We start from the raw sequence: 24,944 nt of genomic DNA, 5'->3' as shown, positions 1-24,944 counted from the left end.
GCGAGCGCCGCCGGACCGATTTTCGCGGCAGCTATGCTATAAATTGCGACAGCTATTCCAATAACGCTTAATAAAGAGGGAGCCAATGAAGAAGATTCTCTTGGCTGTTGTCGCCGCGGCGCTACTCGCCGGCTGCGATTCCGAGCAGAAACCCGTTCAGTCCCCCGAAGCCGTGGCGGACAAGCCCGCGCCAACCGGTGCGGAGAAGCCTGCGCAAAGCGGTTCCGAAGAGCCGACGGCGGCCGATGCCGAGGCGTTCCTGGACGACGCCCAGAAGCGCCTGGAAGAAATGGCCGAGGAGTCGAGCCACGCGAGCTGGCTGGCCGCCACCTATATCAATGTGGATTCCCAGTATGTGGAAGCACTGGCTTCCGAGCGCTATACGTCGCTGTCGGTGGAGCTGGCCTCCGAGGCGGCCAGGTTCGACGATGTGGATCTGGACGAGGAGACCCGACGCCAGCTCACCATGCTGAAACAGGGCCTGGTTTTCCCGGCGCCCAAGGATCCGGAACTGACTGCCGAACTGGCACAGATCGGCTCCAAGTTGCAGGGCATGTACGGCGCCGGCAAATACTGCCAAGACAAGGACGGCGAGGAGCAGTGCTACACGCTGACCGAAATGGGCCAGATGATGGCCAACAGCCGCGACCCGGAATTGCTGCAGGAGCTGTGGGTCGGCTGGCGCAAGGTATCGCCGCCGATGAAGCCGCTCTATGAGCGCCAGGTTGAGATCGGCAACGCCGGCGCACAGGAGCTGGGCTACGACAACCTCAGCACCTTCTGGCGCTCCAAGTACGATATGGAGCCGGACACCTTCGCCGCCGACATGGATGCCCAGTGGGGCAAGGTGAAGCCACTCTACGAGGCCCTGCACTGTCATGTGCGCGCCAGGCTGAACGAGCACTATGGCGACGACGTGGTGCCGCCCGGGGGCAGGATTCCCGCGCACCTGCTCGGCAATATGTGGGCCCAGCAGTGGGGCAACGTCTACGAGCTGGTCAAAGATGACAACATGGAAGCGCCCTACGACCTCACCGAGCTGGTGGTCGATGCCGACATGGATGAAAAGGAGATGGTGAAGGTCGGTGAGCGCTTCTTCACCTCCCTGGGCTTCAAGCCGCTGCCGGAAACCTTCTGGGAGCGCTCCCAGTTCACCCAGCCGCAGGATCGCGATGTGGTCTGCCACGCGAGTGCCTGGAATCTGGATGGCCAGGACGACGTGCGTATCAAGATGTGCATCAACAGGACCGGCGAGGACCTGGTGACCATTCACCACGAACTGGGGCACAACTTCTACCAGCGTATCTACAAGGACCAGCCATACCTCTATAAAACCGGTGCCAACGACGGCTTTCACGAGGCCGTGGGGGATACCATCGCGCTGTCGATCACGCCCAAGTACCTGAAGCAGATCGGCCTGCTGGACGAAGTGCCGGACGACAGCAAGGATATCGGTTTCCTGATGCAGCAGGCGCTGGACAAGATCGCCTTCCTGCCGTTCGGTTTGCTGGTGGACAAGTGGCGCTGGCAGGTGTTCAACGGCGACGTGAAGCCGGGCGATTACAACAAGGCCTGGTGGAAGCTGCGTGAGGAATACCAGGGAATCCGGGCCCCGGTGGCGCGCACCGAGGCCAATTTCGATCCGGGGGCCAAGTATCACATTCCGGGCAATACCCCTTATTCGCGCTATTTCCTCGCGCATATCCAGCAATACCAGTTCCACCGCGCACTGTGCGAGGCGGCCGGTGAAACAGGTCCGTTGCACCGCTGCTCCATTTTCAAGAACGATGCAGCCGGCAAAAAGTTGCGCGATATGCTGGCCATGGGTGCGAGCAAGCCCTGGCCGGATGCCATGGAAGCCCTGACCGGCCAGCGCGAACTGGACGCCTCGGCGATCATCGATTACTTCCAGCCGCTGATGGCTTATCTGCAGGAGCAGAATCAGGGCAGGCAGTGCGGTTGGGCAGAACCGCGCTCTTAGCGAGCATGCTCGCTGCGTGATTACTCGACCGGCCAGGGATGGCCGGGCCGGGGCCGATCGAACTCCCCGAAGGGTGTAGGGTGCGCCGTGCGCACCGTCGATCCACCCGGGGCGGGACCTCTCCGGTGCGTACGGCGCACCCTGCGAAAAGGTTCGTCCGGGTCAGAACTTCGCCTGGGCCGTCAGCCAGAGTTTGTCGGTATCCACACTGAAATCGTCGGCGGTGTAGCGGCTGTATTTCAGGCTGAGCTTGCCAAAGCCCAATTTGCCTCCGACAGCGAAACCGTATTCACTGCCCAGTTCGTCCATGCCGGAAACACCGGAGTCGTCACTGCTCAACTGGTGATAATTGACGGCCAGCTCGACCCCACCCAGCGAGTTCCCCAGCGACGCGTACACATCCTCGATACCGCCGGGAATATTGCCGGTGCCGCCGCCGAGAAACATGTCGTTCCAGCCCTGAAACTTGTGCAGTGTCGCCAGCGGCGTGATGAACTGGCCGTCGACACCGTCCGCGCCCAGCAGTTCGTAGCCGGCTTTCAGCGTGAGGTCACCCAGCCTGTAGCCGCCCTCCGCCAACAGGTAGTCCGCACTGTAACCGGCCGGGTTGTCGGCTGCATCGGACTGGATGGCGTATTCCAGGGCGTAGTCGGTTGCCCCGGTTTTGCCGGCAAAGCGCAGGCCGTAGGTATCGGTGGAAAAGGCGGCGGCATCGTCGTTTTCGAGCAGGTAGGCGTAGGCGGACAGGTCGCCGGCGGCGAAACCGCTGTACTTTGCGTTCAGCAGGTAGCTGTCATTCCCGTGGTCGCCCGCCGGGCTGTCCTCGCCGAAAATGCGGTTCACATTGTCGATATGGGCAAGAAACAGGGTGGTATCGGTGAAGCTCTGGTCGGTTACTGAAAGGCCGTCGTAGGTCTGTTCGTTCTGGCGAAAGCCGACACCGCCGACGAAGCGCTGGTTGTCCAGCAGAATGCGCTGGCGCCCATATTTGATCGCCGTTTCCCCCAGTGCATAGGCGAGCAGTACCTGGTTGACCTCGGTGCCCTCGGGATCTCCTACCCCACCCTCGAAATCGCTCAGGTGGGTGACATCGTCCATTTCGATCAGGGCACTGAATCCCCGGTAGTTGTCGGATTGATAGGTCAGGCGGGTCTTGAGGCTGGTCAGGTCCAGGGCGCCGGTGCCGTCGGTGTCCACCCGTTCGGTGCGTGCGCGAAAGCCCAGCGTGGCTTCGCCAAGGTCGAGGGCTTCGCCGAAGGATGCGGCCGTGAGCTCCTCTACCTCGACGGTATCGGCGGCCTGACCGGAGGCGTTTGCAGCCGCGCAAATCGCCATCGCCAGTAATAGCTGGCGCGGTGAAAGGTTACATCGCTTCATATGGTCTCCCCTGAAAGCTTGTGGTCCGTAAAGAGCAGTTCGCTTTACCAAATCGCCGGGCCCTGCGTTGGCAAAGCCTGAAAAGCGGTCCCGTTCGATCCTTGTCATTATGCTTTGCACAGAGTGTGCCAATAATCCACAAGGGGCGCAGTGCTGTTGTGGGGAGGTTTGTGATGTGGGGCTGGGGTTGCTTCGGCGTGCGGACGCGATACTGGAGCAGTATCCATCCATAAAAAAGGGCCGGACATCTCTGTCCGGCCCTCCTGGCAGTTGCCGATCGGGACTGGCGATCAGAACTCGTAGTTCAGGGAAACGCTGGCCAGCCAGGCTTCGATATTGGTGGTGCCGCCGTCAAAGTAGGTGGGTACCGGAATATCGGTGAACTCCTGGATGGTTTCGTCGTCGCCCCACAGGTAGGCGAAGCCGCCGTCGACGCTCAACTGGTTGTTGAACTCGTAGGTGCCGCCGAAGGTGATCCACTGGCGATCGGTGTCCGGAATGGAAAGGGTGCGCCAGGTGATCGGCAGTCCGAGAGCATTGGCGGTCTCATCGGTCGGGTTGAGGCCGTCGCGGGCGGCGCCTTCGTCGTAGGCATAGCCGATGCGCCAGGTGACTTCCTCGCAGGGGTAGTATTCACCGCCGATGCTGTAGCGCCAGCCGCTCTCGAAGTTTTCTTCCTTGATATGCAGCGGGTTGAACGGCTCCGGGTTCACGCCCAGCCTGGCGCTGGGAATATTGGCTTCCAGGCGCTCGAAGTCGTCCCAGTCGGTCCACATAGCGCCCAGTGCCAGGCCCCAGTTCTCGTTAAAGCGGTGGTGGAAGCCCAGTTCAAGGGTGTCTGGCAGGTCCAGAGTCAGTTTGCCCTTGGCGTCGTCGAATGGCGGTAGTGTCGGCACCACTGCGGAGGGCAGCAGGTCCGAGTTCACGTCGCCCTCCAGCTCCGGATCCAGCTCGGCATGGTAGGAAATACCGAAACGGGTGCGTTCGCTAATATTCCACAGGGCACCGAGGGTCCAGCTCACATCCCAGTCATCGCCCTCGAGATTCAGGATGGTAGACCCAGCCAGGTCGGTACCCAGTGCCGAATCCAGCGGGAAGTCGTTGGGGATGGTGGTTTTCAGGGTGGCGTCCGCGTAGAGGAAGTTTGCGGCCAGGCCGATGCTGAACTGGTCATTGAAATCGTAGGCGATAGAAGGAGCGACATTGACCGTCAGCAGTTCGGTCTTGTTGGCGATGGAGCTGACGAGGAAATTGTTACTGAAGTCGGTTTCCAGACCGTAGTCGGTGTACATTGCCAGGCCGTAGGACCAGCTGTCATTGATGGGCGCGGCCAGATAGGCGTTGGGTACCCAGGCGCTGGTGGCGTAGTCGTCATCGCTGCTACTGAAGGTGGTGTTACCCAGTGGAGTAATATAGGTGACATCGCCTTCCGCGTCGATCTCCGGATTCACGTAGGTGACGCCGCCGGAAATGGTATAGGAATCAAACAGAGCGGAGCCCGCCGGGTTGCGGGCCAGGATTGCGGCGTTGTCGCCGATGGTGTTTTCGGCGGCGAAGGCACGGCCTAGACCGGAAGCACTGGTTTCCTGCAGGTAGAAGCCGGCGGCCATGGAGCCGCTGGATGCGGTACTGATTGCCGCGGCCAGAACAGTGCGGCGCAGAAGTCTTTTATTCATGAGATCCCACTCTAGATTGCTGATTTCGATTCGCCGCAGACAGAAACCACAACTGCGCGCGGCGGGAAAACCCTGGCGGGCTTTCAGTTATTGCAATGAATTCCATGTTGCGGAAGTCTAGCAGCGCCAAACAAAAGCAACAGTGGAAGCGGACGACTTTATAAAGATTAAAAGCCGAAAAATCCATGGAATGATGCCATTTTTTTTCGGCTTTTGCGGTGGAGTGAGAACTTTTTTGGTTGGCGCTGACGTTTATTCCCTTGTGTTGACGGTTATTCCTTCGCGCCGAACCCCGTTCTTGGGAGCGATGGTTATTTTCTGGCGTTGATGGTTTTTCCGTCGATGAGCAATTTGGTCAAAGAGATCTGGTAGTTTTTGCCATCCTCCTCCTGTTGCTCCAGTTTTACCAGTGCGTATTCCCATTGTGGCGCAAACCAGATTGTGGTTTCACGGTCTGCATCCTCTTCCCGGACGCGCTCCACTTTTGTGGCCTTCACCGGGCCGAGGGACGTCTTCACGGTTTCGCTGCCGATTACCGCAAATTTGTAATGGCGGATTTTCTTGCCGTCGGCCACGGTGTATTGCAACTCCTCCTTTCCCGCAGCGATGTCGAGCGCCAGCTGCAGCTGATAGCTGAGTTTGTCCTGTATCCGCGCTGGCACATTCTCCAGGGTGCGGTCCTCTTTGCGGACATTGATCACACGGTGCTCTTCGGGCTCGAAACGCAGTACCTTGTGCCTGTCGCTGCCGAGGCCGGTCTTGTGGTATTCGTAGTGTTGCGGGGTGAGCTGCCCGCCCCGTTTGTCGAAACGGGAGAACTCGCGGATATCGGCGAAGAAAGAATCCGCGTTGAATTGCAGCCGCCAGTTGTCGGCCTCGCCGGAGAGCTTGCGCACGGCGGTGACACCGATGCCGCTATAGCTGGCTTCGTAGGTGGCCTCGAAAGGCTTGAGCTCCTGCGCATGAGCGGGAATGGATGTGATGGCGAGCAGGAAGGCAGAGAGGGTGATCAAACGAAACGACACTGCGACCTCCGGTTGTCTGTGTCCCGCTTCGGACGGCGGGCGTGAGATGAAGTCAACTTGTAGGAGCCTGCAAGCGGGCTCCAATAGCGTATTGTGGGCCACGGAACCTATACCGGGACTGAATCCTGCGGTGTTGAGTGTAAAAAGGCGCCTCGATTAATTGGAAATATTCTTTTTTTACTCACAGGATGCGCCGATAGCCCCCGCCCCGGCTTCAGAAACCGAGCCCCGAGTCATGTAGACCCGGCCGACTGCCAGAAGTGCCATTGTTTACCCCTGTATCCGGTGGCCGCTGCGCGGGAGCAATTCCCCGTCCAGCTCCGAGCGGTCCTCCACCATGCGCAGCCTGCCCTCGGCAAACCAGCGGACCGCCAGCGGATAGATCACATGCTCCTGTCGCTGTACGCGCCCGGCAAGGGAATCGGGGGTATCGCCGGCTTCCACCAGCACTACCGCCTGTATGATGGCCGGGCCGCCATCGAGCTCTTCGGTGACGAAGTGCACAGTGGCACCGTGCTCCCGGTCTCCCGCTTCCAGCGCACGGGCGTGGGTGTGAAGGCCCTGGTATTTTGGCAGCAGGGAAGGGTGGATATTCAGCAGGCGGCCGCTGAAGTGACGCACGAATTCCGGGGTGAGGATGCGCATGAAGCCGGCCAGCACCACCAGGTCCGGGGTGTGGCAGTCGATTTCCTCGATCAGGGCGCGATCGAAGGTCTCGCGGTCGCTGTAATCGCGGTGGTTGATGGTGACCGCGGCGATACCGGCGTCGCCGGCGCGGGTGAGGCCGTAAGCGCCGGGTTTGTTGCTGATCACTGCGCAGATGGAGAAGACGGCGTCTTCCCCGGCGGCCGCGTCGATCAGCGCCTGCAGGTTGGTGCCGCTGCCGGAGATCAGCACCGCCACGCGGCACTTGCCGCCATTTTGTGCCCGAACCATCAGAGACCCGCCAGTTCGACGGCTTCGGTACCTTCGGCGGCGGATTCGATCCCGCCGATCACGAAGGCGTCTTCACCCAGCTTTTCCAGTGTCTCGACGGTGCTGTCGGCTTCGTCTGCTGGCACACAGATGACCATGCCGACACCGCAGTTGAAGGTGCGGTACATCTCGAGGGGGGCGATATTGCCGGCGCCGCGCAGCCAGCGGAACACCGGTGGCAGCTCCCAGCTGTTCACGTCGATGCGCGCACTGCAACCCTCCGGCAGTACCCGCGGCAGGTTTTCCAGCAGGCCGCCGCCGGTGATATGGCTCAGCGCGTTGACCTGGCGGCTCTTCATCAGTTCGAGCAGGCTCTTGACGTAGATACGGGTGGGCGCCATCAGCGCCTCGGCCAGGGTCTTATCGCCCATCTCCTGTTGCAGGTCGGCGCCGCTGACTTCCAGCACCTTGCGGATCAGCGAGTAGCCGTTGGAGTGGGGACCGCTGGCGCCCAGGCCGATCAGCTTGTCACCGGCCCTGACCCTGCTGCCGTCGATGATTTCGGATTTTTCCACCACGCCCACGCAGAAGCCGGCCAGGTCGTAGTCGTCTCCCTCGTACATGCCCGGCATTTCCGCGGTCTCGCCACCCACCAGGGCGCAGCCGGCCAGCTCACAGCCGCGGCCGATGCCGGTGACCACATCCGCGGCGATATCCACGTTCAGCTTGCCGGTGGCGTAGTAGTCGAGGAAGAGCAGCGGTTCGGCGCCGGCCACCACCAGGTCGTTGACGCACATGGCGACCAGGTCGATGCCGATGGAGTCGTGAATCCCCAGGTCCATCGCCAGGCGCAGCTTGGTGCCCACGCCGTCGGTGCCGGATACCAGCACCGGCTGTCGGTAGCCGGCGGGCAGTTCACACAGGGCACCGAAACCGCCCAGCCCGCCCATGACTTCCGGGCGCGAGGTTCGTTTGGCCACATGCTTGATGCGCTCGACCAGGGCGTTGCCCGCATCGATATCGACGCCGGCATCTTTATAGGAAAGGGGTTGCGGCTTGGAATCGCTCATGATTCATCCTGCGGTGGGCGTTGAAAAGGCGCGTATTCTAGTGGAAATTCAGCCAATTGTGCGAACTCGGGACTGGGAGAAATAGCCGACACTGATACAATAGCCGCAAATCGGCCCCTTCCGTTGTCAGCCGCGGAGCCGGCCGCTTCCACAGATAAGCAGTATTGGGGAGACTTCCATGGCTCAGTTGCCCAGATCCGGAGCCGCATCGCTACTGGCGGTGCTGCTGCTCTGCGCACTGGTAATGCCCGCCCAGGCCCGCGTGATTCCGGATCTGTACGAGGTGATCGAGGCGGTGCCCAGCCGCGGTGCCTCGGACCGCGCCGCCGCCGGCAGCCGCGGCCTGGAGCGCATTTTCGTGCGGGTGACCGGCGACACCGACATCGGCAGCGATCCCCGCGTGCAGCCGGTGCTGCAGGAGGCCCAGCAGTACCTGCAGAGCTACCGCTACGGGCGCGAAGACAACGAGCTGTTTCTACACCTTTCCTACGATCCCCGCGCCATTTCCGATCGGGTCCGCGAGCTGCAGTTGCCCGTGTGGCCCAACAACCGCCCCGGCACCCTGGTGTGGATGGCCGTGGACACACTGCGGAACGGGCGCAGCGGGCTGAGCGAGCAGGATTCCCCCGAGCTGTTCGCCGCGCTGGATGCCATGGCCATGGAGCGCGGCCTGCCGGTGGAATTCCCGGTGATGGACCTGAACGACTTGCGCAATATGCCCCTGGGCAACCTCTGGGCCCAGGACGAGCGGGCCGCCGAGCGCGCCGCGGTGCGCTACGGTCCCGATGCCACCCTGATGGGGCGGTTGCTGGAGCTGTCCGGCGATCGCTGGCAGGCGGACTGGCTGCTGATTCACGGTGGCCGCAGCTACGCTTTTGATGCCAGCGGCGATTCCCTCGAGGAGGTGGCCATACGCGGTATCGACGGCGCCGCCGATCTGCTCGCCGAGCGCTACGCCGTGCGCCCGGATAGCAGCGGCAAACAGAACGCGGTGATCCTGGAGATCTCCGGTGTCGACAGCTTCGCCGACTACTCCCGGGCATCCGACTACCTGCAGGGGCTGGCACAGGTGAGCAGTGCCGAGCTGCTGTCGGTGGACGGCGACCGTATGCGCTTCGCCCTGACTACCGCCGCCCGTATGCAGAACCTGCGCGATGCGCTGGCGCTGAATCGCCAGCTGAAGGCGCAGGCCGATGCGGACCCCATTGACCTGAGCGGTTACCGCGCGCCCCTGGGCAGCGCACAGCACCCGCTGCGCTACCGCTGGCACTGATTGATAATGACCCCCGATAAAGGCGCGCCGCAGCAGTTGTCTCTGGGAGTATCCCTGCGGGATGACGCCACCTTCGACAACTTCTTCCTGCCGGAGGCGGATCCCAACCGCCAGGTGGTGATGGCGCTCAGGGCGTTTGCCGCCGGCGACAGCGCGGATCCGGCCGTCTATCTCTGGGGCGAGGCCGGCAGCGGCGTCAGCCACCTGTTGCAGTCCGTCTGCCAGAACGCCGAGGCCGCCGGTCGAAGTTTCCAGTACCTGCCGCTGGCGGAGCTGCTGCCGATGGAGCCATCGGTGATCCTCGACGGTCTGGAAGAACTGGAACTGGTCTGCATCGACGACCTGCACCTGCTCGAGGGGCATCCCCGCTGGCAGACAGCCATGTTCCACCTCTACAACCGGGTCAAGGACGGCGGCGGCCAGTTGTTGCTGGGCGCACGCAGGTCCCCTCGCGGGCTGGATATCGAGCTGGCCGACCTGCGCTCGCGCCTGCAGTGGGGCCTGGTGTTCCAGTTGCAGCCGCTCAGCGACAGCGACAAGCTGGCCGCGCTGCAGAACCGCAGCCGCCTGCGGGGCTTTGACTTGCCGGAGGATGTGGCCCTCTACATACTCCACCGCGCGCCGCGACACACGGGCGCGCTCTTCGCCTGCCTGGAAGAGCTGGATCGCGCCTCACTGATGGCCAAGCGCAAGATCACCATTCCGTTTGTGAAGCAGGTGCTGGATATCTGAGGGGCCCCGGTGGCCCGCCTGCGGGCGGGCTCCCGCCGGCGGGTATTCCAGTCCTTGCCTTCAGCCGCGCTCGCGCCCCCAGCCAGCTACCCGCTCCAGACGATTTACCCATCGACCCTTCCCGGCGCCGGTTTGCATCGCGCAGCTGCCACAATATCAATAGTGGGCAGCCGGGCAGCTTTTGTCGGGCTGCTGTTTCAGATTGTGCCTATAGCTCCCGGGGATCGCTTATGCGGAATTTTCATAACATTCTCTTTGTCAGCCACGCCGTCGGCGACGAGAGCGATGGATTCATGCAGGCGCTCAGTGTCGCTCGCTACAGTGGCGCTGCGCTGCGGGTACTGGTGGTCTGCCCGGCGCTGCCGGAGGAGTTCGGCGATTACAGCGAGGCCTATTTCGATGGACTGAAAAAGGATGTCAACGATGAACTGGAGGCAGCGCGGGCCAACCTGAACCTGGGCGAGGACGAGCTGGCCGTGACCATTGAGGTGGATTGCGGCAGCACACCGGCGGAGCGGGTGATCCGGCGGGTGCAGGGGGAGGGGGTTGACCTGGTGATCAAGAATGTCGAGGGGCACACCCAGCGCAAGGGCTTCCGGGCCATGGATATGGAGTTGCTGCGCAAGTGTCCCTGCCCGGTGTGGTTGTGCCGGCCCATCCGGAACTCGCGCGCGGACATGCGCGTGCTGGTGGCGGTGGACCCGGAGTGCGAAGAGGCCACGGCGTACGATCTGGCCATCCGGTTGCTGCGCCTGTCCCGCTCCCTGGCCGATATCTGCAGCGGCACGCTGCATGTCGTTTCCTGCTGGGAATACGATGTGGACGAGTATCTACGCCATCATGTGCCCTTACATGTTTCCGACGAGGAACTGGACCGGATTATCGAGCAGGCGGGCTCCAAGCACCGCGGCAAGCTGGATACGTTGATCCACGCGGCGGGCATCGGCGGTGAAATCGAAGTGCACCACACCATTGCCCAGCCGGAGCGGTTTATCCCGCTGCTGGTAGAGGAGAAAAAGTTCGATATACTGGTGATGGGCACCGTGGCCCGCACCGGTATTCCCGGCTTCATTATGGGCAATACGGCGGAAAACCTGCTGCAGAAAGTGAGCTGTTCACTGCTGGCGCTGAAGCCGAGTGACTTCACTTCGCCGGTCAAGCCCGGCTGAAGGGGGGGAGGATGGTCGCAGTGGGCGCTGTGATGGGCACGCTGCGCTTTGCCCATCCTACTGTTCCTGCCTGGAGGAGCGTCGGATAGATTTGTAGGATGGGCAAAGGAGCGCAGCGACGTGCCCATCAACCACCGCTGATGGGCACGCTCCGCTTTGCCCATCCTACGGAGGTGCCCCTACGGCAATGTGGTGGCAGTCCGTTGCACTGACTGCGGCTACCTGCGTTTGGTCTCCGCAATCCACTCGTCCACCAGTTCCTCCAGCACATCCAGCGGCACGGCGCCGTTGGCCAGCACCGTGTCGTGGAAGGCGCGGATGTCGAACTGGTCGCCCAGTTCTTTTCTGGCCTTTTCCCGTAGCTCGACGATCTTCAGCATGCCGACCTTGTAAGCGGTAGCCTGGCCCGGCATCACGATATAGCGTTCGATCGCCTTGACCACGTCGCCTTTCGGGTTGGGGGTGTTTTCCACCAGGTAGTCGATGGCTTCCTCGCGGGTCCATTTCTTGCTGTGCATGCCGGTGTCGACCACCAGGCGGCAGGCGCGCCAGAGTTCCATCGCCAGGCGGCCGAAGTCGGAGTAGGGATCCTTGTAGAAACCGATCTCCTTCGGCACCAGTTCCGAGTAAAGGCCCCAGCCCTCGGTGTAGGCGGTGTAGCCGCCGTATTTGCGGAATTTGGGCAGCCCCTCCAGTTCCTGGGCGATGGATAGCTGCATGTGGTGGCCCGGGATACCCTCGTGGTAGGCCAGCGCCTCCATCTGGTATTTGGGCATATCCGCCATGTTGTAGAGGTTGGCGTAGTAGATGCCCGGGCGTGTACCGTCGGGGGCAGGGCGCTGGTAAAATGCCTTGCCGGCGGATTTTTCGCGGAAGGGCTCCACCGCCTTGACAGTCAGTTCCGCCTCGGGCTTGGTGATGAACAGCTCGTCCAGGTGCCCCTTCATGGTATTGATGATGTCGGTGGCTTCTGCCAGGTACTGCTTTTTGCCTTCCTCGGTATTCGGATAGTAGAACTGCTCGTCGGTGCGCATGAATTCGAAGAATTCCTGCAGGCTGCCCTCGAAGCCCACCTCTTCCATGATCGCGCGCATCTCGTCGTGAATGCGGGCCACTTCCTTGAGACCCGTCTCGTGGATCTCATCGGCTGTCATGTCCGTGGTGGTGTAGACGCCCAGGCGGAAATTGTAGAAGTCGTCGCCGTCGGCCAGTTTCCAGGCGCCGTCGTCGGTGGTGGCTCGTTTCTCCAGTTCCTTCAGGTAGGCGATCAGGTCCCGGTAAGCCGGCTGCATCTTTTCGAGCATGGCGGTTTTGGCCCGCTCGATCAGCTCGGCTTTCTGTTCGTCGGGGATTTCCAGCTTTTCCACCTTGCCCTTGAAGTCAGCGAGCAGGGTGCTGTCGTCGCCGTCGTCAAAGGGCGCACCGCTGATCAGGTTTTCACCGTCGCTGATCACATAGGGGAATACGAACTTGGGCACGATGGTGCCGGCTTCGGCGCGCGCTTCCAGGTTTTCCTGCAGCTGCGCGAAGTGAGCGGGCAGGGCGCTGAGTCGCGCGATATAGGCTTCCGCGTCCCCGGTGCTGTCGATACGGTGCTGGTTGATCAGCAGTGATGCCACGCTGGTATGGGCGGCGTACATCTGGTTGACGGGGTAGCTATGCAGGCGCCACTTGTAGCCTTCGATATCCTGTTCCAGGTTGCGTTTGTAGAGTTTCAGGCTCAGGCGGGTGGCGTCGTCCAGCTTGGCCGGGTCCAGTTTGTCTAGTTCGGCCAACTGGCGTTTGTTGATCTCGAGGGTCTCTTTCTCGAATTCGGGGGAGATATCGCCCCACTTGCCGTAGTCTTCCTTGATACCGAGGAAGGTCTTGAATTCCGGGCTGCGGTCCAGGTGTTCCTGGAAAAAGTCCTCGAACATCTGCTTGGCGCGGGCGATGGCTTCGGGGTCGGTTTGCTCCGCCGGTTTGCTGTCGGCGGCGGCAGTTGCCTGTTGGGCTTTGTTTTGGGCGGCCTGTTCCGGAGCCTGGGATTGCTCGCTCCGTTCGCAACCGGTAGCGGCCAGCGCGCTTATGGCGGCGGCCAGCAGGGTCATCTTCAGTTTCATGGTTGTGTGTTCCCGGAAGATTCTATTGTGGTTTTTGTAAGGTACTAACTAAAAAGCGGGCTCTTGGCCCGCTTTTCCGGATAACTTCGCTTATGCGAAGTTCTGGTTCACGAAGTCCCAGTTCACCAGGGCCCAGAAGGCTTCCATGTACTTCGGCCGCGCGTTGCGGTAGTCGATGTAGTAGGCGTGCTCCCAGACGTCGCAGGTCAGCAGCGGAGTCTGGTCCGCTTCGGTCAGCGGGGTGCCGGCGTTGGAGGTGTTGACGATGGCCACGGAGCCGTCGCCTTTCTTGACCAGCCAGGTCCAGCCGGAACCGAAGTTGTTCACTGCGCTGTTGGTGAACTCTTCCTTGAACTTGTCGAAGGAACCGAAGGCCTCGTTGATGGCCTCGGCCACGGCACCGGTGGCTTCGCCGCCGCCGTTGGGGCTCAGGCAGTTCCAGTAGAAGGTGTGGTTCCAGATCTGCGCGGCGTTGTTGAATACACCGCCGGAGGCGCTCTTGATCACCTCTTCCAGGGGTTTGTCGGCATCGGGAGTGCCTTCCAGTAGACCGTTCAGTTTGGTTACGTAGGTCTGGTGGTGCTTGCCGTAGTGATACTCCAGGGTTTCCTCGGAGATGTGCGGTTCCAGGGCATTCTTCGCGTAGGGGAGGTCGGGCAGTTCGAAAGCCATGGTGTTTTCCTTCCTTTGTCTCGGTTATCGGTAGGGGCATTCTACACGCGCCGCCGGGTTGAATTAAGCCGCAGCGGCCTCTCAATTGGCTGAGGTTGGGACGATTTTCGCGATGGCAAGTGTGCGGGGGCCATTTTTCCCTGGCCAGCGGTCGACAATCCGGTCCGGACAGCTCGACGCTACTGCTAGTCTTGATACTGCAACCGATTACTTTTTCGTCAATTTTTGGTATAACTGCCGCTGAAATCGACCAATCACAGCACTGCGGGCGGGCAGAATCCGCGCGCAGACCAGTTAAAAATATCGGGTATTGTCAAACATGCAACGCAGAGAGCCCACATTGGATGGCAGCAGCGCCCCCATCGATCCGCAACTGGACACCGGGCCGATCGGCCGCAGCGCCCGCACGGCGGCGCCGGAGCCGGTGGAGGAGCGCAGCGGTGGCGGTTCGTCCTTCCTGGCCCTGGCGGCGCTGATCCTGGCCCTGGCCGGTATCGGCGCGGCGGCCTTCCTGTACAACCAGTGGCAGGCTACGCGGGGCGAGCTGATCGAGGCGGACCAGCGCATCGCCGAGCTGGAGAAGCGTTTCGAGATGTCGGACGAGGAGTCCTCCGCGTCGGTCGAGGTGCTGAATGCCAAAGCCAAGGAGAATGCCTCCGAGATCCGCAAGCTGTGGGGGGTATCCTACGACACCAACCGCAAGAGTATCGCCGCCAACAAGAGTGCGGCGGCTTCCGCGGCCAAGGACGCCGCCGCGGTCAAGAAGGAGGTGGCGGCCCTGTCCGGCAAGGTCAACGGTCTGTCCGACAGCGTGAAGAAGATCGGCGCGGTGGAGATGCAGCTGGCGCAGCTGCGCGAATCCAGCACCGAGAACCGCCGCGAAACCGCCGATAAACTGGCGAAACTGGAGCGCCAGCTGGCCTCCGTGCGCTCGGACCTGACCGCCCGCGTCGGCGCCAACGAGGAGGCGATAGAGTCTGTCGATGCCTACCGTCGTTCGGTAAACCAGGACCTGGTGCAGCTGCGCGACGCCATCCGCAACCTGCAGTCCGGCGACTCCACAGCTTCGTCCATGTAAAACCGGCTGGTCATTAGGAAGCGGGGCGAGCCTTGTGCTCGCCCTTTCTGTTTGTGGCCCCGGTCACTGGCGCAGGTTCCAATCGGGGTCCGGTTTTTGTATCGGGCACCGGCAAATGCAATCCCCGCCAATAACCCCACAAATCGTGTAAAATCGCCCGCCTCGAGATGCCAATCGGAGCCGGAAATGACCACTATTCGCCAGGATGACGTGATCGACAGCGTCGCCGACGCACTGCAATTCATCTCCTATTACCACCCGCAGGATTTCATTCAGGCCCTGGACAAGGCCTATGAAAAAGAGGCCAACCCGGCGGCCAAGGACGCCATGGCCCAGATCCTGATCAACTCACGCATGTGCGCCCAGGGCCACCGCCCCATCTGCCAGGACACCGGTATCGTGACCGTGAAGCTGAAAGTGGGCATGAATGTGCAGTGGGACGCGGACATGGGCGTGACCGACATGGTCAACGAGGGCGTGCGCCGGGCCTACCAGCATCCGGACAATGTGCTGCGCGCCTCCATCCTCGAGGACCCGGACGGCGCCCGCAAGAATACCGGCGACAACACCCCGGCGGTAATCCACTACGAAATCGTGCCGGGCAACACCGTCGAGGTGCATGTGGCGGCCAAGGGCGGCGGCAGCGAGGCCAAGAGCAAGTTCGCGATGCTGAACCCGTCCGACTCGGTGGTCGACTGGGTGTTGGACATGGTGCCGAAGATGGGTGCCGGCTGGTGCCCGCCGGGCATGCTGGGCATCGGTATCGGCGGCACCGCCGAGAAGGCGATGCTGCTGGCGAAGGAATCCCTGCTGGATCCGATCGATATCCAGGATCTGCAGGAGCGCGGCGCCGCCAATCGCGCCGAGGAGCTGCGCCTGGAGCTGTACGACAGGGTCAACAAGCTGGGTATCGGCGCCCAGGGCCTGGGCGGTCTGACCACCGTGCTGGATGTGAAGGTAAAAGATTACCCGAGCCACGCCGCCAACAAGGCCGTCGCCATCATCCCCAACTGCGCCGCCACCCGCCACGCGCATTTCACCCTGGACGGCTCCGGCCCGGCGCGCCAGACGCCACCGAAGCTGGAAGACTGGCCGGAGATCACCCGCGAGGCCGGCGGCAATACCCGCCGCGTTAACCTGGACGAGGTGACCCGCGAGGATGTGCAGAGCTGGCAGCCGGGCGACACCCTGCTACTGAACGGCAAGATGCTCACCGGCCGCGACGCAGCGCACAAGAAGATGGTCGACCTTCTCGCTAAGGGCCAGACGTTGCCGGTGGATCTGGCCGGCCGCTTTATCTACTACGTGGGCCCGGTGGAGCCGGTGCGCGAGGAAGTGGTGGGCCCGGCCGGCCCCACCACCGCCACCCGCATGGACAAGTTCACCCGCACCATGCTGGAAGAGACCGGCCTGCTGGGCATGATTGGCAAGGCCGAGCGCGGCCCGGCGGCGATCGAGGCGATCCGCGACAACAAGGCTGTCTACCTGATGGCCGTCGGTGGTTCTGCCTACCTGGTGGCCCAGGCGATCAAGGACTCGAAAGTGGTGGCCTTCCCGGAACTGGGCATGGAGGCCATCTACGAGTTCGAGGTGGAGGATATGCCGGTGACCGTGGCTGTGGATAGCCAGGGCGAATCGGTGCACCAGACCGGGCCGTTGATCTGGAAGGCGAAGATTGAGGAGGGGGCGGTTTAACCCTCCCCGAACTGCTCAATCTATCGTAGGGGCGAACCTTGTGTTCGCCCTGTTTGTTTGTGGCACCCGGCCTCCATTGGTGCGACTAAGCAGATTCGGTGGCGGCACTGCTACCGATAGCGGTTTGCCAGACACGGGCTAGGCGCCCCCCTGTGAATACGTCCCTGTACGCTCTAATCGACATCCCTGTCTCATAAGGTCTGGCAAACCGCTATCGGTATCAGCGCCTTCGCATCGGCTTTGGAGTTTTTATTGGGCTCCGAACCGGGGGGGGGCGTGAAAAGAATAGTGGAGTCGATGCGAAGGTCCTGCTACCGGGAGCTACTTGTGGGACTGTCTGCGAGAGGGACCTCGCGGACAAGCCTCCAGGGATGGATTTACGGCGTGTCCCACAAGTAGCTCCCGGTAGCAGGGCCGCCTCTGAGTTCTCTTACAGCCCCCGCCCAAAGTGCCACAAACAAACAGGGCGAACACAAGGTTCGCCCCTACATGAACGGAGTGGATCCGCCGGTTATCGGTTTTGCAATTCAGTGGATTGCGAATCCGTCCCCGGATCCCCCTCCTGCCGTAGCCGCTCAATCCACAGCGCCGTACCGCCGGCCACCGCCGCCGGCATCACAAAAATGTTCAGTATCGGCACCATCTTTGCCAGCATCACCGCACCGCCGAAACCGAGCGTGGTGAATTTGCGCCGCAATAACACATTCTTCAGTTCGTCGAAGGGCCGCTGGTGGTTATCCAGTGGATAGTCGACATACTGAATCGCCATGCACCAGGCGCCCCAGAGTGCCGTCAGTATCGCCGGAATAAACACCGTCCAACTGGTGAACAGGGAAATCACCAGCACCACCAGGCCCCAGCCGATAAAGTAGCGCAGCTTGCGCAGCTCCCGCCCCAGTGTGCGCCAGACCATGCTGCCGATGGTTTCCGCCGGTGGCGCCTTGCCGGTGAGCAGTTCCTCGACTTTCTCCGCCAGGAAACCGTTGAAGGGCGCGGCGATGATATTGGTGATGATGCCGAACAGGTAGCCGTAGACGAACAGGAAAAACAGCACTACTAAAATGGCGATCAGCCAAGCCAGCCACTGGATAACGTTGGCGGCCCAGGCGGCGCCCCTGGCCATCAGGGATTCCCACCAGGACATGTTTTCCGTGTTGACCGGCTCGTGGGCCAACAGGCTGCCGAGGTATTCCGCCAGTCCGTCGATCTGGGTCAGCATGATCGCCGTCAGCGCGACGAACAGCACCAGGTTGATCAGCAGCGGGATGATGATAAACGGGCGCAGCTCCCGCCTTGTCAGCAGCCGGGCGCCTCGCATCAGCGCATCGACACCGTGTACCGGGTTGGAGGTCATGGGATTACTCCGCTCAGGCTTTTGCGCCTGCGGCCTTCAGAATAGCCGCGTACTCAGTACCCTGGCGGTGCCCCTGGATACGTGCGAGCAGTGTCTTGCCGTCCGGACCGGGGCAGTCGATATCCAGGCCCTGCTCCTGAAACATGCGCACGAAGGTCCCGAAGTTTTCTGCCTTCATGCTGCGGTAGGCGCGCTCCAGCAGGTGGTAGTCGCGCTCGATGCCCTCCGGTGGCTCGCCGATCAGGAAGCCGGCGATACGGTCGTCGTCGAAGACTTCGCCGAGGACTTTCTGTTTGTCTTTTTTGAGCGTCATAATTCGTATCCGGTAATTTTTTGGCAAGCGGGACCCGCGGTCCCGCTAAAGCAATGCGTCCAGCTTTTCCTTCAGGATTCTGTTGATCACCTGCGGATTGGCCTGGCCCTTGGATGCCTTCATGATCTGGCCGACGAAGTAGCCCATCATCTTCGGGCGTTTTGATTCGTCGGCGTTGCGGTAGTTTTCAACCTGCTTGGCGCTGTTGGCGATCACCTCGTCCACCATTTTCTCGATGGCGCCGGTGTCGGAGACCTGCTTGAGGCCGCGTTTTTCGATCACCGTGTCGGCGTCGCCCTCGCCATCGGCGATGGCCTCGAACACCTGCTTGGCGATCTTGCTGGAGATGGTGCCGTCTTTCAGCCGCGCGATCAGGCCGGCCAGATGTTCTGCGGAGACCGGGGACTGCTCGATGGAGATTTCCTCGCGGTTCAGCAGTGCGGCCAGTTCGCCGGTCATCCAGTTGGCGGCCAGCTTGGGTTCGCCGGACTGTTTTGCCACGGTTTCGAAAAACTCGGCGGTGGCGAGCTCCTGGGTTAACTGGTCGGCGTCGTAGGCGGATAGCCGATACTGCTCGCGGAAGCGCGCGGCCTTGGCGTCGGGCAGTTCCGGCATGTCGCTGCGCAGCGTTTCGATATAATTCTCGTCCAGTTCCACCGGCAGCAAGTCCGGGCAGGGGAAGTAGCGGTAGTCGTTGGCCACTTCCTTGCTACGCATGGAGCGGGTTTCGTTCTTGTCGGAATCGTACAGGCGGGTTTCCTGCACGATACTGCCGCCGTCCTCGAGGATATCGATCTGGCGCTCCGCCTCCACCTTGATGGCTTTGTCCACAAAGCGGAAGGAGTTGATATTCTTCAGCTCGGTGCGGGTGCCCAGCTCCTTCTCGCCCTTCAGACGCACGGAGACGTTGGCGTCGCAACGCATGGAGCCCTGGGACATATCGCCGTCGGAAATGCCCAGGTAGGTGACGATGCTGTGGATCTTTTTCAGGTAGGCGACCGCCTCGGCGGCGCTGCGCATATCCGGTTCGGACACGATTTCGATCAGCGGTGTGCCGGCGCGGTTCAGGTCGATGCCGGACATGCCCTGACCACTTTCGAAAACCGCTTCATGCAGTGATTTGCCGGCGTCCTCTTCCAGGTGCGCGTGGTGCAGGCGCACCTTTCTGCTGCTGTTGTCTTCCAGGTGAATCTCGATTTCACCGGGACCGACGATCGGTTCCGCCAACTGGGTGGTCTGGTAACCCTTGGGCAGGTCCGGGTAGAAATAGTTCTTACGCTCGAATACCGAGCGGCGGCCTATCTCTGCGTTCATGGCCAGGCCGAACATGGCGGCGTAGCGGAAGGCCTCGGCATTGGGCACCGGCAGGGTGCCGGGCATGGCCAGGTCCACGGCGCAGGCCTGGGTGTTGGGGGGGGCGCCGAAGCGGGTGCCGGCGCCGGAGAAAAGTTTCGACTTGGTGGCGAGCTGTACGTGCACTTCCAGCCCGATGACGATTTCCCATTCCACTTGAATTCTCCTTATGCGGCGGAGGCCTTGTGCCAGTCGGTTGCCTGCTGGTACTGGTGGGCGACGTTCAAAATGCGCGCCTCATCCAGGTAGTTGCCGATAATCTGCAGTCCCACCGGCAGATTGTTCACCGTGCCGCAGGGCAGGGACATACCGGGCAGGCCCGCCAGGTTGGTGGCGATGGTGTAGATGTCCTCGAGATACATGGCTACCGGATCCGCGACCTTGGCGCCGATCCCGAACGCGGGGGAGGGCGCTGTCGGGCCCATGATCACATCCACTTTCTCGAAGGCCTGTACGAAGTCCCGCTTGATCAGGCGGCGAACCTGCTGGGCCTTGTTGTAGTAGGCGTCGTAGTAGCCGGCGGAGAGGGCGTAGGTGCCGACGAGGATGCGGCGTTTGACTTCCTCGCCGAAACCCTCGCCGCGCGAGCGCATGTAGAGATCGCGCAGGTCGGCGGGGTTTTCGCAGCGGTGGCCGTAGCGCACGCCGTCGAAGCGCGACAGGTTGGCGGAAGCCTCGGCCGGGGCGATGACGTAGTAGGCGGGTACGGCCAGGTCCGTATGCGGCAGGCTGATCTCCACCAGCTCGGCGCCGAGCTTTTCATACTCTTTCAGCGCGTCCTGGACCCGCGCGGCGGTGTCCGCGTTCAGGCCCTCGCCAAAGTATTCCTTCGGCACACCGATCTTCAGGCCCTCGATGGAGCGGTTCAGGTCGGCGGTAAAGTCCCCGGCATCCCGCTGCAGGTTGGTGGAATCGCGCCGGTCCGGGCCGGCCATGGCCGACAGCAGGTGGGCGCAGTCCCCGGCATTGCGGGCGATGGGGCCGGCCTGGTCCAGGCTGGAGGCGAAGGCCACCATGCCCCAGCGGGACACGCGGCCGTAGGTGGGCTTGAGCCCGGTGGTGTTGGTCAGCGCCGCCGGCTGGCGGATGGAGCCGCCGGTGTCGGTGGCAGTGGCGCCGGGAACCAGTTGCGCGGCCACAGCGGCGGCGGAACCGCCGGAGGAGCCGCCGGACACGCGATCGGTGTCCCAGGGGTTCTTCACCGGGCCGTAGTAGCTGGTTTCGTTGGAGGAGCCCATGGCGAACTCGTCCATATTGGTCTTGCCCAGGGAAACGGCGCCGGCCTTCTGCAGGTTTTCCACTACCGCGGCGTCGTAGGGGGGCACGAAGTTGTCGAGCATTTTCGAGCCGCAGCTGGTACGCACGCCGCTGGTGCAGAAGATGTCCTTGTGGGCGATGGGTACGCCGCACAGGGCCGGTGCGTCGCCTTCTGCCAGGCGCCGGTCGGCGGCCCCGGCCTGCTGCAGGGCCTGTTCGGCGGTCACGGTGATGAAGCTGTTGTAGTTGCCGTCCCGCTGCTCGATGCGATCCAGCAGTTGTCGGGTGATCTCGACGCTGGAGAACTCTCTGTTCCGCAATCCGCGAATGATTTCGGCGATGGTGAGCTGATGCATGGGATTCCCGCGTTATTCTGTGTGGGTTCCTTGAATAGGGATGTTTCGGTCAGTCGATGACTTTGGGGACCAGGTAGAGGCCTTCCTCGGACTGGGGCGCCAGGGCGAGGAATTCCTCGCGCCGGTTGGGCTCGGTTACCTCGTCCGGGCGCAGCACCTGAACGGCGTCCAGCGGGTGTGCCATCGGCGGCACGCCTTCGGTATTGACGGCCTGCAGCCTGTCTACCAGCTGCAGTACATCGCCCAGCCGGCTGCTGACTTCCTCGACGGTTTCCTCGGAGATGGCGATGCGGGCCAGCTCCGCCAGTTTTTCTACAGTTTGCGCATCTACGGCCATGGGACAGGTGCTCCAGCTTGAATGGCAATTTGAATATCGCCCCGTGCAGGCGGAAGGGGCGCAAATTTAGCACAGTCGACTGCAATTCTCACCGGCGGCCGCAGAATTGTCGTATGCTGGCCGCCGGGACGGTCCGCAACTGCCCTTTATTGCGCCTTGCCCTGAACCCCCGCCGTTGTTAGAGTTTGCCGATTCTGGCCGGAGTATGCATGCCCCCGGCCGCGGGTCCGGAAATGCGGCCCGGAACTCAGAATATTTTGTGTGGACTAACTAAGCTTTAGCGATGCTCAAGTCTGCCAACTGTGCCCGCCCCGGGGCACTGTAAAAATCAGTACAAGGTAACCGAATTCCATGTTTAAACGTTTGCGGGGCATGTTCTCCAGTGATCTGTCTATCGACCTGGGGACTGCCAACACGCTGATCTACGTCCGCGACCGCGGCGTGGTCCTGGATGAACCCTCCGTCGTCGCCATCCGCCACTACAATGGCCAGAAGATTGTCGAGGCAGTCGGTGTCGAGGCCAAGCGCATGCTCGGCCGCACGCCCGGCAACATCACCGCCATACGCCCGCTGAAGGACGGTGTCATTGCCGACTTCCAGGTGACCGAGAAGATGCTGCAGCACTTTATAAAGAAGGTGCACGAGAACAGCTGGATGCGCCCCAGCCCGCGGGTACTGGTGTGCGTTCCCTGCCAGTCCACGGAGGTGGAGCGCCGCGCCATCCGCGAGTCCGCCCTGGGTGCCGGCGCGCGCGAGGTATGGCTGATCGAGGAACCCATGGCCGCGGCCATCGGCGCCGGCCTGAAGGTGGAGGATGCCAGCGGTTCCATGGTGGTGGATATCGGCGGCGGTACCACCGAAATCGCGATCATCTCCCTGAACGGCGTGGTCTACTCCGATTCCGTGCGGATCGGCGGTGACCGCTTCGACGAGGCCATCGTCAACTATGTGCGCCGCAACTACGGCAGTGTGATCGGCGACGCCACTGCCGAACGCATCAAGGAGGAGATCGGCTGCGCCTACGCAGGCAGTGAAGTGCGCGAGATCGATGTGCGCGGCCGCAACCTGGCGGAAGGGGTGCCGCGCAGCTTTACCCTGAACTCGGACGAGATTCTCGAGGCATTGCAGGAGCCGCTGACCGGCATCGTGCAGGCCGTGAAGAGCGCCCTGGAGCAGTCGCCGCCCGAACTGGCGTCGGATATCGCCGAGCGCGGCATGGTGCTGACCGGCGGCGGCGCGCTGCTGCGCGACCTGGACCGGCTGCTGATGGAGGAATCCGGCCTGCCGGTGATCGTCGCCGACGACCCGCTCACCTGCGTCGCCCGCGGCGGCGGCCAGGCGCTGGACTTGATGGACAAGAGCCGGTTGTATCTGGTTTCCAACTGACGCTCGGGTTCGTACCTGGTTAGCAGGTCCCGAGACGGCCCTGGCACCGGGATTCATTTGCGGGACACGCCGTGAACCCATCCATGGGGGCTTGTCCGCGAGGTCCCTCTCGCAGACAGTCCCGCAAATGAATCCCGGTACCAGGGCTTTTGCATTGGACTTTCGTGTTCTACCCACCCTGATCGTGGATGAAGAGTGTGAAAAGAACTGCGAAAGTACAAAGCTAAGGCACTGCTGCCGGTGGCCCTTTGCGGGACTGTTGGCGAGAGGGACCTCGCCGACAAGCCTACAGGGATGTATTTACGGCGTGTCCCGCAAAGGGCCACCGGCAGCAGTGCCGCCCGGATCTCCGCTTACAGGCACCTGAGAGGGATGCCAAAGTCGACACCGGGCCACAAATCCGATAACAACAACACACTGAACTGACCTGTAGACGGGGGTCTGCCCATCAAACCGCTATTTACCCGCGGCCCCTCGCCGGAATCCCGCATCCTTGTGCTGGGCCTGGTGGCGGCGGCACTGATTGTAATCGGCATCTATACCGACTGGCTGCAGCCGTTGCGCGAGCGCGTCACCGGGCTGGTGGCTCCCTTTTACTGGATTACCGACACCCCCGAGCGCGTCGGCGACTGGGCCGGGGAGCAGTTGCGCACGCGCGAAGAGCTGCTGGAGGAAAACGGCCGCCTCAAGCGCCAGGTACTGCTGCTGGAGCAACGCAGCCAGCTGCTGGCCGCCTTGAAGGCCGAGAATACCCAGCTCAAGGAACTGATGAACTCGGCGGACGCCGTCGACGAACGGGTACTGGTGGCGCAGATCATCGGCGTATCGCCGGACCCGCTCGAACACGTGCTGGTGATCGACAAGGGCCGCGACGACGGTGTCGGGCTGGGTACGCCGATCATGGATGCCAGCGGCCTGCTGGGGCAGGTGATCGAGGCCGGCGACTCCGCCAGCCGCGTGCTGCTGATCACCGACGCCAGCCACGCCATCCCGGTACAGGTACTGCGCAACAGTGTGCGTGCCGTGGCTGAGGGCACCGGTGACCTGTACCGTCTCAAACTGCGACACCTGGCCAATACCAGCGATATCCGCGAGGGCGACCTGCTGCTCAGCTCCGGCCTCGGCGGGCGTTTCCCGGACGGCTATCCGGTAGGTGAGGTCATCTCCGTGCAGCGCGACCCGGGCCGGGCCTTCGTCGAGGCCGAGGTACAGCCGCGCGGTCGCATGAATCGCAGCCGCTTCGTGCTGGCGGTGATTGAAGAGCGCGACAGCGAAAACGGCGCCGCCGACAGCATCGAGAGAGAGCGGGACCGTGGAAGCGAATAACCGCTGGTTTATCGCCGTCACGGTACTGCTGGCGCTGCTGTTGGCGGTGATGCCGCTGCCGCACAACTGGTTGTGGTTCCGCCCCTCTTTCACTGCGCTGCTGGTAATCTTCTGGATTACGCGGATGCCGCAGAACCTCGGTGTCGGTTTCGCCTGGCTGGTGGGCCTACTCGAGGACCTGGTCACCGGTGCGACGATCGGCACTCACGCCCTGGCGTTGGGGGTGCTGGCCTATTTCAGCCTGCTCACCTACCAGCGCACCCGGGCCTTCAACCCCGCCCAGCAACTGATGTGGGTATTCATCCTCGTGGGCATCAACCAGGTGGTGGGCAACTGGGTGCACGGCCTGGCGGGCAAGCCGGTGCCGGGCCTGACGTTCCTGTGGCCCGCCATCACCAGCGCGCTACTCTGGCCCTGGGTGGCGCCCTGGCTAGGCCTGATGGCCGGCCGACTGCAGGTCAGGTAAAGTGGAGACCAGCCGGTCGCAATCCGGCGCC

General features: G+C 62.3%; 21 protein-coding genes. 9 read left to right on the top strand and 12 right to left on the bottom strand.

Translation table 11 applies throughout. From position 1 onward, the window contains the following. Nucleotides 1–85 precede the first annotated feature (85 nt). Nucleotides 86–1,981, top strand: coding sequence for a M2 family metallopeptidase (locus OQE62_RS01380; RefSeq protein WP_265720190.1), 1,896 nt, complete (start codon nucleotides 86–88; stop codon nucleotides 1,979–1,981). 162 nt (nucleotides 1,982–2,143) lie between these two features. On the opposite strand, the gene OQE62_RS01375 is transcribed toward OQE62_RS01380, so the two are convergent. The 5 genes from OQE62_RS01375 to purM form a co-directional block, all read right to left on the bottom strand. Then, complete coding sequence (locus OQE62_RS01375; RefSeq protein ID WP_265720189.1) at nucleotides 2,144–3,358, bottom strand: alginate export family protein; 1,215 nt, start codon at nucleotides 3,356–3,358, stop codon at nucleotides 2,144–2,146. A 290-nt stretch (nucleotides 3,359–3,648) separates the two neighbouring features. Then, nucleotides 3,649–5,034 (bottom strand): outer membrane protein transport protein, encoded by a 1,386-nt coding sequence (locus OQE62_RS01370; protein ID WP_265720188.1) that lies wholly within the window; start codon nucleotides 5,032–5,034, stop codon nucleotides 3,649–3,651. 311 nt (nucleotides 5,035–5,345) lie between these two features. After that, complete coding sequence (locus OQE62_RS01365) at nucleotides 5,346–6,059, bottom strand: DUF3108 domain-containing protein (protein ID WP_265720187.1); 714 nt, start codon at nucleotides 6,057–6,059, stop codon at nucleotides 5,346–5,348. Nucleotides 6,060–6,329: 270 nt separating this feature from the next. Continuing rightward, nucleotides 6,330–6,995: a phosphoribosylglycinamide formyltransferase gene (gene purN / locus OQE62_RS01360; protein ID WP_265720186.1), complete on the bottom strand. Its 666-nt coding sequence runs from the start codon at nucleotides 6,993–6,995 to the stop codon at nucleotides 6,330–6,332. Further along, nucleotides 6,995–8,044: a phosphoribosylformylglycinamidine cyclo-ligase gene (purM, locus tag OQE62_RS01355; RefSeq protein ID WP_265720185.1), complete on the bottom strand. Its 1,050-nt coding sequence runs from the start codon at nucleotides 8,042–8,044 to the stop codon at nucleotides 6,995–6,997. The genes purN and purM overlap by 1 nt, the downstream gene beginning before the upstream one ends. Before the next feature lie 244 nt (nucleotides 8,045–8,288). Here purM and OQE62_RS01350 point away from each other — a divergent pair, with 244 nt between their 5' ends. From OQE62_RS01350 to OQE62_RS01340, 3 genes are all read left to right on the top strand, one after another. Continuing rightward, nucleotides 8,289–9,317, top strand: coding sequence for a DUF2066 domain-containing protein (locus OQE62_RS01350; protein ID WP_377535900.1), 1,029 nt, complete (start codon nucleotides 8,289–8,291; stop codon nucleotides 9,315–9,317). A 6-nt stretch (nucleotides 9,318–9,323) separates the two neighbouring features. Then, entirely contained in the window at nucleotides 9,324–10,049 is a 726-nt protein-coding gene (gene hda / locus OQE62_RS01345) for a DnaA regulatory inactivator Hda (RefSeq protein ID WP_265720183.1), read from the top strand. A 230-nt stretch (nucleotides 10,050–10,279) separates the two neighbouring features. Further along, on the top strand, nucleotides 10,280–11,218 hold the full coding sequence (locus OQE62_RS01340; RefSeq protein ID WP_265720182.1) for a universal stress protein: 939 nt from the start codon (nucleotides 10,280–10,282) through the stop codon (nucleotides 11,216–11,218). Nucleotides 11,219–11,436: 218 nt separating this feature from the next. Here OQE62_RS01340 and OQE62_RS01335 read toward each other — a convergent pair whose 3' ends face one another. Next, on the bottom strand, nucleotides 11,437–13,320 hold the full coding sequence (locus tag OQE62_RS01335) for a DUF885 domain-containing protein (protein ID WP_265720181.1): 1,884 nt from the start codon (nucleotides 13,318–13,320) through the stop codon (nucleotides 11,437–11,439). A 90-nt stretch (nucleotides 13,321–13,410) separates the two neighbouring features. Continuing rightward, nucleotides 13,411–13,992, bottom strand: coding sequence for a superoxide dismutase [Fe] (gene sodB / locus OQE62_RS01330; RefSeq protein WP_265720180.1), 582 nt, complete (start codon nucleotides 13,990–13,992; stop codon nucleotides 13,411–13,413). A 319-nt stretch (nucleotides 13,993–14,311) separates the two neighbouring features. Here sodB and OQE62_RS01325 point away from each other — a divergent pair, with 319 nt between their 5' ends. Continuing rightward, nucleotides 14,312–15,070 carry a hypothetical protein gene (locus OQE62_RS01325; RefSeq protein ID WP_265720179.1) on the top strand — a complete coding sequence of 253 codons (759 nt, stop codon included), beginning with the start codon at nucleotides 14,312–14,314 and terminating at the stop codon, nucleotides 15,068–15,070. Nucleotides 15,071–15,256: 186 nt separating this feature from the next. Then, a complete protein-coding gene (locus OQE62_RS01320) occupies nucleotides 15,257–16,765 on the top strand; it encodes a fumarate hydratase (protein ID WP_265720178.1) in 1,509 nt (502 codons plus the stop codon). A 511-nt stretch (nucleotides 16,766–17,276) separates the two neighbouring features. Here the strand turns inward: OQE62_RS01320 and cysZ are convergent. From cysZ to gatC, 5 genes are read right to left on the bottom strand one after another with little or no spacing between them, the layout of a single operon-like run. Then, nucleotides 17,277–18,119: a sulfate transporter CysZ gene (gene cysZ / locus OQE62_RS01315; RefSeq protein WP_265720177.1), complete on the bottom strand. Its 843-nt coding sequence runs from the start codon at nucleotides 18,117–18,119 to the stop codon at nucleotides 17,277–17,279. A 13-nt stretch (nucleotides 18,120–18,132) separates the two neighbouring features. After that, the gene (locus tag OQE62_RS01310) at nucleotides 18,133–18,432 is read right to left on the bottom strand and encodes a PA4642 family protein (protein ID WP_265720176.1); all 300 of its coding nucleotides are present in this window, start codon (nucleotides 18,430–18,432) and stop codon (nucleotides 18,133–18,135) included. Nucleotides 18,433–18,477: 45 nt separating this feature from the next. Beyond that, nucleotides 18,478–19,941: an Asp-tRNA(Asn)/Glu-tRNA(Gln) amidotransferase subunit GatB gene (gatB, locus tag OQE62_RS01305; RefSeq protein ID WP_265720175.1), complete on the bottom strand. Its 1,464-nt coding sequence runs from the start codon at nucleotides 19,939–19,941 to the stop codon at nucleotides 18,478–18,480. Nucleotides 19,942–19,952: 11 nt separating this feature from the next. Further along, on the bottom strand, nucleotides 19,953–21,398 hold the full coding sequence (gene gatA, locus OQE62_RS01300) for an Asp-tRNA(Asn)/Glu-tRNA(Gln) amidotransferase subunit GatA (protein ID WP_265720174.1): 1,446 nt from the start codon (nucleotides 21,396–21,398) through the stop codon (nucleotides 19,953–19,955). Nucleotides 21,399–21,447: 49 nt separating this feature from the next. Beyond that, nucleotides 21,448–21,735 (bottom strand): Asp-tRNA(Asn)/Glu-tRNA(Gln) amidotransferase subunit GatC, encoded by a 288-nt coding sequence (gatC, locus tag OQE62_RS01295; RefSeq protein ID WP_265720173.1) that lies wholly within the window; start codon nucleotides 21,733–21,735, stop codon nucleotides 21,448–21,450. Between the two features lie 351 nt (nucleotides 21,736–22,086). On the opposite strand from gatC, the gene OQE62_RS01290 reads away from it, so the two are divergent. The 3 genes from OQE62_RS01290 (at nucleotide 22,087) to mreD (ending at nucleotide 24,913) form a co-directional block, all read left to right on the top strand. Continuing rightward, nucleotides 22,087–23,121, top strand: a complete 1,035-nt coding sequence (locus OQE62_RS01290; RefSeq protein WP_265720172.1) for a rod shape-determining protein — start codon at nucleotides 22,087–22,089, stop codon at nucleotides 23,119–23,121. Between the two features lie 441 nt (nucleotides 23,122–23,562). Continuing rightward, entirely contained in the window at nucleotides 23,563–24,447 is an 885-nt protein-coding gene (gene mreC, locus OQE62_RS01285) for a rod shape-determining protein MreC (protein ID WP_322746555.1), read from the top strand. Further along, nucleotides 24,434–24,913, top strand: coding sequence for a rod shape-determining protein MreD (mreD, locus tag OQE62_RS01280; protein ID WP_265720171.1), 480 nt, complete (start codon nucleotides 24,434–24,436; stop codon nucleotides 24,911–24,913). The genes mreC and mreD overlap by 14 nt, the downstream gene beginning before the upstream one ends. Nucleotides 24,914–24,944 lie beyond the last annotated feature (31 nt).

The organism is Microbulbifer halophilus (assembly GCF_026183675.1).
GTDB classification, from domain to species: Bacteria; Pseudomonadota; Gammaproteobacteria; order Pseudomonadales; family Cellvibrionaceae; genus Microbulbifer; species Microbulbifer halophilus.
Note: the sequence above shows the minus strand (reverse complement) of the source record. Positions and strands in the feature narration are given on the sequence as shown.

What these genes read in the sequence shown, in the direction of transcription:
- gatA (WP_265720174.1), bottom strand. Translation starts at nt 21,398, where the DNA reads ATGCATCAGCTCACCATCGCCGAAATCATTCGCGGATTGCGGAACAGA.
- purN (WP_265720186.1), bottom strand. Translation starts at nt 6,995, where the DNA reads ATGGTTCGGGCACAAAATGGCGGCAAGTGCCGCGTGGCGGTGCTGATC.
- OQE62_RS01335 (WP_265720181.1), bottom strand. Translation starts at nt 13,320, where the DNA reads ATGAAACTGAAGATGACCCTGCTGGCCGCCGCCATAAGCGCGCTGGCC.
- cysZ (WP_265720177.1), bottom strand. Translation starts at nt 18,119, where the DNA reads ATGACCTCCAACCCGGTACACGGTGTCGATGCGCTGATGCGAGGCGCC.
- hda (WP_265720183.1), top strand. Translation starts at nt 9,324, where the DNA reads ATGACCCCCGATAAAGGCGCGCCGCAGCAGTTGTCTCTGGGAGTATCC.
- OQE62_RS01310 (WP_265720176.1), bottom strand. Translation starts at nt 18,432, where the DNA reads ATGACGCTCAAAAAAGACAAACAGAAAGTCCTCGGCGAAGTCTTCGAC.
- OQE62_RS01375 (WP_265720189.1), bottom strand. Translation starts at nt 3,358, where the DNA reads ATGAAGCGATGTAACCTTTCACCGCGCCAGCTATTACTGGCGATGGCG.
- OQE62_RS01380 (WP_265720190.1), top strand. Translation starts at nt 86, where the DNA reads ATGAAGAAGATTCTCTTGGCTGTTGTCGCCGCGGCGCTACTCGCCGGC.
- OQE62_RS01350 (WP_377535900.1), top strand. Translation starts at nt 8,289, where the DNA reads ATGCCCGCCCAGGCCCGCGTGATTCCGGATCTGTACGAGGTGATCGAG.
- OQE62_RS01290 (WP_265720172.1), top strand. Translation starts at nt 22,087, where the DNA reads ATGTTTAAACGTTTGCGGGGCATGTTCTCCAGTGATCTGTCTATCGAC.
- OQE62_RS01320 (WP_265720178.1), top strand. Translation starts at nt 15,257, where the DNA reads ATGACCACTATTCGCCAGGATGACGTGATCGACAGCGTCGCCGACGCA.
- sodB (WP_265720180.1), bottom strand. Translation starts at nt 13,992, where the DNA reads ATGGCTTTCGAACTGCCCGACCTCCCCTACGCGAAGAATGCCCTGGAA.
- purM (WP_265720185.1), bottom strand. Translation starts at nt 8,044, where the DNA reads ATGAGCGATTCCAAGCCGCAACCCCTTTCCTATAAAGATGCCGGCGTC.
- gatC (WP_265720173.1), bottom strand. Translation starts at nt 21,735, where the DNA reads ATGGCCGTAGATGCGCAAACTGTAGAAAAACTGGCGGAGCTGGCCCGC.
- OQE62_RS01340 (WP_265720182.1), top strand. Translation starts at nt 10,280, where the DNA reads ATGCGGAATTTTCATAACATTCTCTTTGTCAGCCACGCCGTCGGCGAC.
- OQE62_RS01370 (WP_265720188.1), bottom strand. Translation starts at nt 5,034, where the DNA reads ATGAATAAAAGACTTCTGCGCCGCACTGTTCTGGCCGCGGCAATCAGT.
- OQE62_RS01325 (WP_265720179.1), top strand. Translation starts at nt 14,312, where the DNA reads ATGCAACGCAGAGAGCCCACATTGGATGGCAGCAGCGCCCCCATCGAT.